Genomic DNA, 9,988 nt, shown 5'->3' with positions numbered 1-9,988 from the left:
CGCCCCCATCTCCATCGACGGCGCCACGGCCGCCGCCGAAGCCGCCCTCGCCGCCCCCGGGCCCCGCCCCACCGCCCTCGTCTGCGACGACGACAAACTCGCCGCCGGCGCCTACAAAGCCGTACGACGACTCGGACTGCGCGTCCCCGACGACATCTCCGTCACCGGCCTCGACGACCTCGCCCTCGCCACCGCCATCGACCCCGAGCTCACGACCGTACGACTGGACGCCGAGCTCTTCGGCGAACGCGGCATGCAAGCCCTGCTGGCCGTCCTGGAGGGCCGCACACCCGACGCCGGCGACATCCCCGTCGAGCTGATCGTACGGGGCTCCACAGCACCCCCCAGCGCCCCCTGAACGCCCTGTGCCCCGGCCAGAGGTCGGCCGGGGCACAGAAGGGGTGTGGGTCGGGCAGGACGGCTACTCCTTGTCGGAACCCTCCGCCTCGTCCGAACTCTCCGCCTCCGTGGACGCACCCCCGGCCTCCAGCAGCCGACCGAGCTGACGCCCCACGATCCGCTTGAACTTGCGCTGCTGCGGACGCGTACGGTCCAGCACCGCCACCTCCAGCCGCTCCGCGGGAATCTCCCGCTCACTGCCGTTGGTGTCACGGGACAACGCCTGCACGGCCAGCTTCAGCGCCTCCGCCAGACTCATCCCGTCCTGATGACGCTGATCCAGGTAGCTGCTGATCTGCTCCGCATTGCCGCCCACCGCGACCGAGCCGTGCTCGTCCACGATGGAACCGTCGTGCGGCAGCCGGTAGATCTGGTCCCCGTCCGGCGTCTCACCGACCTCGGCCACCACCAGCTCCACCTCGTACGGCTTCTCACCGGCCGAGGAGAAGATCGTGCCCAGCGTCTGGGCGTAGACGTTGGCCAGACCGCGGGCGGTCACGTCGTCACGGTCATAGGTGTAACCACGCAGGTCGGCGTAGCGCACGCCACCGATCCGCAGGTTCTCGTACTCGTTGTACTTGCCGGCGGCCGCGAAGCCGATCCGGTCGTAGATCTCGCTGAACTTGTGCAGCGCACGGGACGGATTCTCGCCGACGAACACGATGCCGTCGGCGTACTGCAGCACGACCAGGCTGCGACCACGGGCGATGCCCTTGCGGGCGTACTCCGCCCGGTCGGCCATCGCCTGCTGGGGGGAGACATAGAACGGCGTCGACACCGGTTATCCGTCCCTTTCTGTAGAAGTCACTGCGATCACCTTGAACAAGACGGGGTGGCGCCTACAGCAGCGCGGCCCGCGGGCCGTCGGGCTGCTCCAGACGCCGCTCCAGGATCGAACGGGCGATCCCGGAGGACTCCTCGTCGGTGAGCCGACGGAAACCGTCCTCGGTGATCACGGTGACGATCGGGTAGATCCGGCGGGCGACATCGGGACCACCGGTCGCCGAGTCGTCGTCAGCCGCGTCGTACAGGGCCTGCACCACGAGGGTCGTGGCCTGCTCCTCGGTCAGGTCGTCGCGGAAGAGCTTCTTCATGGCACCGCGCGCGAAGATCGAGCCCGAACCGGTCGCGGCGAAGTTGTGCTCCTCGCTGCGGCCGCCGGTCACGTCGTAGGAGAAGATCCGCCCCCGCTCCCGGTCCACGTCGTACCCCGCGAACAGCGGCACCACGGCCAGCCCCTGCATCGCCATGCCCAGGTTGGAACGGATCATCGTGGACAGCCGGTTCGCCTTGCCCTCCAGCGACAGCTGGGCGCCCTCGACCTTCTCGAAGTGCTCCAGCTCCAGCTGGAACAGCTTCACCATCTCCACGGCGAGGCCGGCGGTGCCGGCGATCCCGACGGCCGAGTACTCGTCGGCCGGGAACACCTTCTCGATGTCCCGCTGGGCGATGACGTTCCCCATGGTCGCCCGGCGGTCACCGGCGAGCACGACACCCCCGGGGAACGTGACGGCGACGATGGTCGTGCCATGCGGCGCCTCGATCACGCCCTGCGTGGGCGGCAGTTGCCGGTTCCCCGGCAGCATCTCCGGCTGATGCTCGGACAGGAAGTCCATGAAGGACGACGACCCAGGCGTCAGGAAGGCAGCTGGTAGACGCCCGGTGCTACGAGTGTTGGCTTCCACGCGATTCCTTCCACGTAAGCAGCAGCCCGCCTTATGGCATCGGGCCGATCCTTGAACTGCCCCAGTGCGGCATTGCAGCTGAAGCACAGTACGCCTCGGACCCTACCCGTCTTGTGGCAGTGATCCACATGCTCGGGCACTGCCGACAAACATATGCAGCAGACGCCCCCTTGAGAGGCGATCAACTCGTCACGCTCGGCTTCGGTCAGGCCGTACTGACGCTTCAGATGGTCTCGCCGACCTTGGGCCGCCCGGCACGCCTTGCAGCGCGTCGACAACCCGTCCGAGGCGGTCGCGTTGCGATGCCACTCGCTCCAGGGCTTGACCTCTCCACACGTGCGGCAGAGCTTGTGTCGGTCCGGAACGTCCACATGCTCCCGAACCGTTTTGCCCATTGCCTCCCGGCGCCGCCGGTAGTGCGCGGCGCTGTACTGCGCCACGCACTCACGGCAGTGCACCTGGAGGCCGTCACGCCGGTTCTTGTCCCGCGCAAAAGCCTCGAGAGACAGATCCCGCCCGCACTTGCGGCATTCCTTGGTGCTCGGTTCTTCAGCCACCCCCCGCCACCTTCAAATCGAAGGCCAAGTGGCCAATCAGCCTCTACTCGCCACCTTTTTGCACGAAGGAGCGCACGAAATCCTCGGCGTTCTCCTCGAGTACGTCGTCGATCTCGTCCAGGACGGAGTCCACGTCGTCGCTCAGCTTCTCCTGGCGTTCCTTGAGGTCCTCGGAACCCTGCGCCTCCGCAGTCTGCTCCTCGACCTCCTCGGTGTTGCGGGTGGCCTTCTGCTGTCCGCCGCCGGTGTCCTTGGTCGCCATAACCCCTCACCCCGCTCGGTTCGACGTTCTTGATCAGACCCTACAAGCAGGGTCTGACATCGGCCCCGCAGTTCCTACAACGTACGGGGGCCATCTCGATGATTCCCTCTGGCCGGGTTTTCCACCCTGCGGGAGGCACCGGCCCGGGTATCCGTTCAGTTGCCCGACAACACCCTGACCAGGTCTTCTGCCGTGCGGCAGCGGTCCAGGAGCTCCTTGACGTGATTTCGCGTTCCGCGAAGCGGTTCGAGGGTTGGGACCCGCTGGAGCGAATCGCGGCCCGGGAGGTCGAAGATCACCGAGTCCCAGGAGGCCGCGGCGACGTCGTCGGCGTACTGCTCCAGGCAGCGGCCGCGGAAGTAGGCGCGGGTGTCCTCCGGGGGCTTGGTGCGGGCCCGCTCGACCTCGTTCTCGTCCAGCAGGCGCTTGATGCGGCCGCGGGCCGCGAGACGGTTGTACAGGCCCTTGTCGGCCCGTACGTCGGCGTACTGGAGGTCGAGGAGGTGCAGCTTGGCCGCGTCCCAGTCGAGGCCGTCACGGCGCCGGTAGCCCTCCATGAGCTCCCGCTTGGCGACCCAGTCGAGCTCGCCGGCGAGGCTCATGGGGTCGTGCTCCAGGCGGTTGAGCGTGTCCTCCCAGCGGGCCAGGACGTCCTTGGTCTGGTCGTCCGCGTCGGCGCCGTAGCGTTCCTCGACGTACTTGCGGGCGAGTTCGTAGTACTCCATCTGGAGCTGGACCGCGGTGAGTGTGCGGCCGCTGCGGAGGGTGACCAGGCGCTGGAGGGTCGGGTCGTGGGAGACCTGGTGGAGGGTGCGGACGGGCTGGTCCACGGCGAGGTCGACGGCGATGAAGCCGTCCTCGATCATCGACAGGACCAGGGCCGTGGTGCCGAGTTTGAGGTAGGTGGAGATCTCCGAGAGGTTCGCGTCGCCGATGATCACGTGGAGGCGGCGGTATTTCTCGGCGTCGGCGTGGGGCTCGTCGCGGGTGTTGATGATGGGGCGCTTGAGCGTGGTCTCCAGGCCGACCTCGACCTCGAAGTAGTCGGCGCGCTGGCTGAGCTGGAAGCCGTGTTCGTGGCCGTCCTGGCCGATTCCGACGCGGCCGGCTCCGGCGAAGACCTGGCGGGAGACGAAGAAGGGCGTGAGGTGGCGCACGATGTCCGAGAAGGCGGTTTCCCGCTTCATCAGGTAGTTCTCGTGCGTGCCGTAGGAGGCGCCCTTGTTGTCGGTGTTGTTCTTGTAGAGGTGGATGGGCTGGGCGCCGGGGAGCTGGGCGGCGCGTTCGGCGGCCTCGGCCATGATGCGTTCGCCGGCCTTGTCCCAGAGGACGGCGTCGCGGGGGTTGGTGACCTCGGGGGCGCTGTACTCGGGGTGTGCGTGGTCGACGTAGAGCCGTGCGCCGTTGGTGAGGATGACGTTGGCGAGGCCGATGTCCTCGTCGGTGAGCTGGCTGGAGTCGGCGGCTTCGCGGGCGAGGTCGAAGCCCCGCGCGTCCCGCAGCGGATTCTCCTCCTCGAAGTCCCAGCGGGCCCGGCGGGCCCGGTGCATCGCCGCCGCGTAGGCGTTGACGATCTGGGATGAGGTGAGCATGGCATTGGCGTTGGGGTGGCCGGGGACGGAGATCCCGTACTCCGTCTCGATGCCCATTACTCGCCGTACGGTCATGCGGCCCTCCTTGCCCGGCGGCGCCCTCGGTCGGGGGCGGCGCTCAAGTACCGCTGGCGCTCCGGTGCGTGTGCGGTGCCCGTCCCCGCACTGCGCGACTCGGCGGTACCGAAGAGCCTAGAACGGCTCTGCGCTGGTGGGGAGATCATTTGCGTCATTGCCTTGCTCGCCTTTGGTCCGGTTAGTTGCCTGAAAAACAGTCGGCTGCGGGTACCCCGTTGTGGGCACCCGCAGCCGCCCTGTGTTTACAGGTACTGACCGGTGTTTGCCACCGTGTCGATGGAGCGTCCGGTGTCGGCGCCCTGCTTTCCGGTGATGAGGGTGCGGATGTAGACGATCCGCTCGCCCTTCTTTCCGGAGATGCGGGCCCAGTCGTCCGGGTTGGTGGTGTTGGGCAGGTCCTCGTTCTCCTTGAACTCGTCCACGCAGGCCTGGAGGAGGTGGGAGACGCGGAGGCCCTTCTGGTTGTGGTCGAGGAAGTCCTTGATCGCCATTTTCTTTGCGCGGCCGACGATGTTCTCGATCATCGCGCCGGAGTTGAAGTCCTTGAAGTAGAGGACTTCCTTGTCTCCGTTGGCGTAGGTGACTTCCAGGAAGCGGTTTTCCTCGGATTCGGCGTACATGTGTTCCACGGCCGTCTGGATCATGCTCTGGACGGTGGTGGCCTTGCTGCCGCCGTGCTCGCCGAGGTCGTCGGAGTGCAGCGGGAGGCGCTCGGTGAGGTACTTGCCGAAGATGTCCTTGGCGGCTTCGGCGTCCGGCCGCTCGATCTTGATCTTCACGTCGAGCCGGCCGGGGCGCAGGATGGCGGGGTCGATCATGTCCTCGCGGTTGGAGGCACCGATGACGACCACGTTCTGCAGGCCTTCGACGCCGTCGATCTCGGCGAGGAGCTGCGGGACGATGGTGTTCTCGACGTCGGAGCTGACGCCGGAGCCGCGGGTGCGGAAGAGGGATTCCATCTCGTCGAAGAAGACGATGACGGGTGTGCCCTCGCTGGCCTTCTCACGGGCACGCTGGAAGACGAGGCGGATCTGCCGCTCGGTCTCGCCGACGTACTTGTTGAGGAGCTCGGGTCCCTTGATGTTGAGGAAGAAGCTCTTGCCGGTGGCCTGGCCGGTGACCTCGGCGACCTTCTTGGCCAGCGAGTTGGCGACCGCCTTGGCGATGAGCGTCTTTCCGCATCCGGGGGGTCCGTAGAGCAGGACGCCCTTGGGCGGGCGCAGTTCGTGCTCCTTGAACAGGTCGGGGTAGAGGTACGGGAGCTCGACGGCGTCCCGGATGGCCTCGATCTGGCCGCCGAGTCCGCCGATCTGCTCGTAGCCGATGTCGGGGACCTCTTCGAGGACGAGTTCCTCGACCTCGCTCTTGGGAACGATCTCGTAGACGTAGCCGGATCGGGGTTCGAGCAGCAGGGCGTCGCCGGGGCGGATGGTGACGTCCAGCAGCGGCTCGGCGAGCCGTACCACCCGTTCCTCGTCGGTGTGCCCGAGCACCAGGGCGCGTTCGCCGTCCTCGAGGATCTCCTTGAGGGTGACGATGTCCCCGACGCGCTCGAACTCCATGGCTTCGACCACGTTGAGCGCTTCGTTGAGCATTACTTCCTGGCCGCGCCGGAGCTCTTCGAGTTCGACGCTGGGGCTGACGTTCACCCGCAGTTTGCGGCCGCCGGTGAAGATGTCGGCGGTGCCGTCCTCGTTCGCTTCGAGGAAGACGCCGAAGCCGGCCGGGGGCTGTGCGAGCCGGTCGACCTCCTCCTTGAGGGCCACGATCTGGTCGCGGGCCTCACGGAGCGTGTTGGCGAGTCGCTCGTTCTGGGCGGACACGCCGGCCAGGTTGGTCTGCAGCTCGACGATCCGCTCTTCGAGAATCCTCGTGTGTCGCGGAGAGTCGGCGAGCTTGCGTCGCAGGACGGCGATCTCCTGCTCAAGGTAGGCAATCTGCCCGGACGGGTCGTCGGACCCTCGTCCCGGGCGGATGCCGCGGTTCATGTCGTCGTCGTGGGCTGCCACGGTCCTCACCTCCTCCAAGGGGAGCTGGACGCTTCCAGACCCTACCTGGGTGGGTGTCGATTGAAACCCCTAGATCACAAAGACTGTCGAGGTGTGTCCGATCTTCACCCTTGCGCTCTCCCTCACGCCAGGGGAATACCCACCGAACAAGATTGGAAAGCTGCCGAAGGTAGGGTCGAAGTGTTCAACACCCGTCAGAGCTGGCCGGATTCCCGTTCGGCTCGGCGCATAAACGGCAGGAGAGATGAGAGTGCAGCAGGAGGTCGGGGCCGCGGGCGAGACCCTGGAGGTCTGGATCGATCAGGACCTCTGTACCGGTGACGGCATCTGTGCGCAGTACGCGCCGGAGGTGTTCGAGCTGGACATCGACGGGCTGGCCTACGTCAAGGGGGCCGACGACGAGCTGTTGCAGGCCAAGGGCGCCGCAACGCCCGTGCCGCTGCCGCTTCTCACCGATGTGGTGGACTCGGCGAAGGAGTGTCCGGGCGAGTGCATCCACGTACGTCGGGTTTCGGACAGCGTCGAGATCTACGGTCCGGACGCAGAGTGACCGGAAAGCCACCCTGCGTGACGACTGTCTGATTTCTCACAGATGTGTGCCCGGTGTGCGTGCTTCGGTCAGACGGTGTGCGTGCCCGCGGGGGTCGAGCGGACGAACGCGCCGTCCTTCCACTGCCATTTCGCCTCGTCCTTCACGTCCGGGCAGCAACTGGGTACGTCGGACGTGGAGTAGCCGAGGAGGGTCGCGCGGACGGCGCCGTCGCTCAGCGTGAAGTTGGTGACGGTGTTGCGGGTCTTGGGGCTCAGCAGGGTGGCGACGACCCGGGGTTCGCCGGTGCCCTTCGCGTGTGTGATGACGTAGACGGCGTCCGGCGGGGTGCCCATGGGGGCGTCGCAGTGCACCACGACGACTGTTTCCGGCCGTCCGTCGCCGTCGAGGTCTCCGGAGACCCGTTTCTGCACCTTCGCCTTGACGGGGCCGCACTCGATCGGGAAGTGGACGTCGGCGGGGTCGGGTGCCGTCGTGGCCACCGGGGCGGTTCTGCCCTCGGGGCCGGCCGCCTGGGCCGCTGTGGCGGGGTTGGGCTGCAGGACCGAGGAGAGGGCCACGACTCCCGCCACGGCGGTTGCGGTGGCGAGCCAGTGGATCGGGCGGGTGTGCGTGTGTGCCAGTTCCGGGACGGCGGATTGCTGCACTAGGAGCGTCTCCTGTGAGGGCTGTGCCGGTGGGGGGGTGGCCAGCATGGTGCCACACGTCACAGATCGGGGGAACGGCGGGGTGGGTACTCGTGCGGGTTTTCCCGCGGCGGTTTCTGCCGTTGCCTCAACACGAAGGCGCCGGGGTGGAGTTCCGCTGGTCTGCGGGAACTCCACCCCGGCGCCTGTACGTTGACTGCCGCACGGGGCTGTCTCAGCGGCCGGAGCCCCCGTCGGCGTTGGGGCCGGCGTAGTCCTCGCCGTAGGCGCCCTTGGCGGGGCGGCGGCGGCGCATGGGCGGCTCGACGCCGTCGGCGAGGCGGCGGGCGGTGAGCAGGAAGCCGGTGTGGCCGATCATCCGGTGGTCGGGGCGGACTGCCAGGCCCTCGATGTGCCAGTTGCGGATCATCGTCTCCCAGGCGGTCGGCTCGTTGAAGCAGCCGATCTCGCGGATGGACTCCACGGTCCGGGCGAGCTGGGTGGTGGTGGCGACGTAGCAGCACAGGATGCCGCCGGGCACGAGCGCCTTGGAGACGGCGTCCAGGCACTCCCAGGGGGCGAGCATGTCGAGGATGACGCGGTCGACGTCGGCGTCGGACAGGTTGTCCTGGAGGTCGCCGACGGTGAGCTGCCAGGCGGGGTGCGGTCCGCCGAAGTAGCGCTCCACGTTCTGCTTCGCGATGTCGGCGAAGTCCTCGCGGCGCTCGTAGCTGTGCAGCATGCCCTGGTCGCCGATGGCGCGCAGCAGGAAGCTGCTGAGCGAGCCGGAGCCGACGCCTGCCTCCACGACGCGGGCGCCGGGGAAGATGTCGGCGAAGGCGAGGATCTGCCCCGCGTCCTTGGGGTAGACCACGGCGGCGCCGCGGGGCATGGACAGGACGTAGTCGGGGAGCAGGGGGCGCAGCGCGAGGTAGGCGACGTTACCGGTGGTGCGGACAACGCTGCCCTCGGGTGCGCCGATCAGCTCGTCGTGCGGGAAGGAACCCTTGTGGGTGTGGAAGTTCTTTCCCTCTTCGAGCGTGAACGTGTAGTGGCGGCCCTTGGGGTCGGTCAGCTGAACCTGGTCCCCGACCTTGAAGGGCCCGCGCCTGCGGGCGGCACCGGTCGGTTCGGACATGTGAACAGCCTACCGGTCCGCGGAGGGGCCGCCGACCACTAGGAGGGTCTGGCCATGGCCTTCACGAAGGCGCGCTCGACGTCGGCGGCGGAGAGCACGCCGTAGATCTCGCCGGTCTCCTCGACGACGAGGTACTCGGTGGCGGGGGTGGCGCGGAGGGTGTCCAGGAGGTCCTCCCCCGCGAGCTCGGCGGAGACCCGCATGCCGTCGGTGAGGTCCTGGGCGAGGCCGCTGACGGCGACCCAGGGGCGGCGGTGTTCCGGTACGCCGACGATGGCGGCCTCGCGGACAAGGGAGAGCGGGGTGCCCTCGGCGTCGGCGGCTAGCCGGCGCCGGTCCAGATGATCGCGGCGAGGATCGCGGCGAGCAGGGCGTCCATCACGGTGTCCATGCCGACGTTGTCCTCGGCGGAGGAGCCGAGGGCTCCGGACTGGGTGAGCAGCGGGAGGCCGATGAGGACGCAGACGGCGAGGGCGCGGCCGACCCAGGCGGCGGCGATGGTGCCGCTCATGGGCTTGCCGGTGATCTTCCAGACGACGGCGCGGAGCATGCGGCCGCCGTCGAGGGGGAGGCCGGGCAGGAGGTTGAAGGCGGCCACGATGAGGTTGGAGACCATCAGGCCGGCGAGCAGGACGCCGGGGACGGTGCCGGGTTCGACGGGCTGCATGGCGAGGTAGAAGAGGCCGGCGAGGACCAGCGAGAGCAGGGGGCCGACGAAGGCCAGCACGAACTCCCGGCCGGGGGTCTCGGCCTCCTTCTCGATCTCGGAGACGCCGCCGAAGAACTGGAGCTGGATGCGGCGCACGGGGAGCTTGAAGCGCAGGGCCGCGACGGTGTGGGCCAGTTCGTGGACCAGGACGGAGGCGTAGAAGGCGACCGCGAAGAACAGGGAGACGAGGTAGCGGGCGGCGCCGAGTTCGGGCAGCACGCGCTCCAGTTGGCCGCCGAACACCCAGGTGATGAGCGCGGCGACGAGGAACCAGCTGGGGGCGACGTAGACGGGCACGCCGAAGGGGCGGCCCATCAGCAGTCCGCCGCGCGGCTGGGGGGAGGGCGGCGGACTGCTGGTGGGCCTGGCTCGTATACACATCT

At 68.1% G+C, this 9,988-nt stretch carries 10 protein-coding genes and 1 pseudogene; 2 read left to right on the top strand and 9 right to left on the bottom strand.

The window, feature by feature from the left end:
• The coding region (locus tag AOJ26_RS35550) for a substrate-binding domain-containing protein (protein ID WP_159044467.1) at positions 1–358 on the top strand (358 nt) is incomplete at its 5' end.
• A gap of 63 nt (positions 359–421) precedes the next feature.
• On the opposite strand, the gene prcA is transcribed toward AOJ26_RS35550, so the two are convergent.
• The 6 genes from prcA to arc form a co-directional block, all read right to left on the bottom strand.
• Complete coding sequence (gene prcA / locus AOJ26_RS35545; RefSeq protein WP_053852489.1) at positions 422–1,177, bottom strand: proteasome subunit alpha; 756 nt, start codon at positions 1,175–1,177, stop codon at positions 422–424.
• A 61-nt stretch (positions 1,178–1,238) separates the two neighbouring features.
• Positions 1,239–2,084, bottom strand: coding sequence for a proteasome subunit beta (gene prcB, locus AOJ26_RS35540; RefSeq protein WP_053852488.1), 846 nt, complete (start codon positions 2,082–2,084; stop codon positions 1,239–1,241).
• On the bottom strand, positions 2,036–2,641 hold the full coding sequence (locus AOJ26_RS42425) for an endonuclease VII domain-containing protein (RefSeq protein ID WP_078960152.1): 606 nt from the start codon (positions 2,639–2,641) through the stop codon (positions 2,036–2,038). Before AOJ26_RS42425 ends, prcB begins: the two co-directional genes overlap by 49 nt.
• Before the next feature lie 43 nt (positions 2,642–2,684).
• Entirely contained in the window at positions 2,685–2,903 is a 219-nt protein-coding gene (locus tag AOJ26_RS35535) for a ubiquitin-like protein Pup (protein WP_053852487.1), read from the bottom strand.
• A 155-nt stretch (positions 2,904–3,058) separates the two neighbouring features.
• Entirely contained in the window at positions 3,059–4,570 is a 1,512-nt protein-coding gene (gene dop / locus AOJ26_RS35530; RefSeq protein WP_365457694.1) for a depupylase/deamidase Dop, read from the bottom strand.
• Between the two features lie 245 nt (positions 4,571–4,815).
• The gene (arc, locus tag AOJ26_RS35525; RefSeq protein WP_053852485.1) at positions 4,816–6,582 is read right to left on the bottom strand and encodes a proteasome ATPase; all 1,767 of its coding nucleotides are present in this window, start codon (positions 6,580–6,582) and stop codon (positions 4,816–4,818) included.
• Positions 6,583–6,826: 244 nt separating this feature from the next.
• On the opposite strand from arc, the gene AOJ26_RS35520 reads away from it, so the two are divergent.
• Positions 6,827–7,132, top strand: a complete 306-nt coding sequence (locus tag AOJ26_RS35520; RefSeq protein ID WP_053852484.1) for a ferredoxin — start codon at positions 6,827–6,829, stop codon at positions 7,130–7,132.
• Between the two features lie 68 nt (positions 7,133–7,200).
• Here the strand turns inward: AOJ26_RS35520 and AOJ26_RS35515 are convergent, their stop codons facing one another.
• The 3 genes and pseudogenes from AOJ26_RS35515 to AOJ26_RS35505 form a co-directional block, all read right to left on the bottom strand.
• Positions 7,201–7,779, bottom strand: coding sequence for a hypothetical protein (locus AOJ26_RS35515; RefSeq protein ID WP_053852483.1), 579 nt, complete (start codon positions 7,777–7,779; stop codon positions 7,201–7,203).
• Positions 7,780–7,993: 214 nt separating this feature from the next.
• Complete coding sequence (locus AOJ26_RS35510; RefSeq protein ID WP_053852482.1) at positions 7,994–8,896, bottom strand: tRNA (adenine-N1)-methyltransferase; 903 nt, start codon at positions 8,894–8,896, stop codon at positions 7,994–7,996.
• A 38-nt stretch (positions 8,897–8,934) separates the two neighbouring features.
• Positions 8,935–9,988: pseudogene (locus tag AOJ26_RS35505) on the bottom strand (site-2 protease family protein); the annotation flags it as partial.

This window comes from Streptomyces sp. NRRL B-24085 (genome assembly GCF_001282115.1).
Classification (GTDB): Bacteria; Actinomycetota; Actinomycetes; order Streptomycetales; family Streptomycetaceae; genus Streptomyces.
The sequence above is the reverse complement of the archived record's forward strand: the minus strand, read 5'-3'. Positions and strand labels throughout refer to the sequence as shown.

What these genes read in the sequence shown, in the direction of transcription:
- AOJ26_RS35535 (WP_053852487.1), bottom strand. Translation starts at nt 2,903, where the DNA reads ATGGCGACCAAGGACACCGGCGGCGGACAGCAGAAGGCCACCCGCAAC.
- dop (WP_365457694.1), bottom strand. Translation starts at nt 4,570, where the DNA reads ATGACCGTACGGCGAGTAATGGGCATCGAGACGGAGTACGGGATCTCC.
- AOJ26_RS35520 (WP_053852484.1), top strand. Translation starts at nt 6,827, where the DNA reads ATGAGAGTGCAGCAGGAGGTCGGGGCCGCGGGCGAGACCCTGGAGGTC.
- AOJ26_RS35510 (WP_053852482.1), bottom strand. Translation starts at nt 8,896, where the DNA reads ATGTCCGAACCGACCGGTGCCGCCCGCAGGCGCGGGCCCTTCAAGGTC.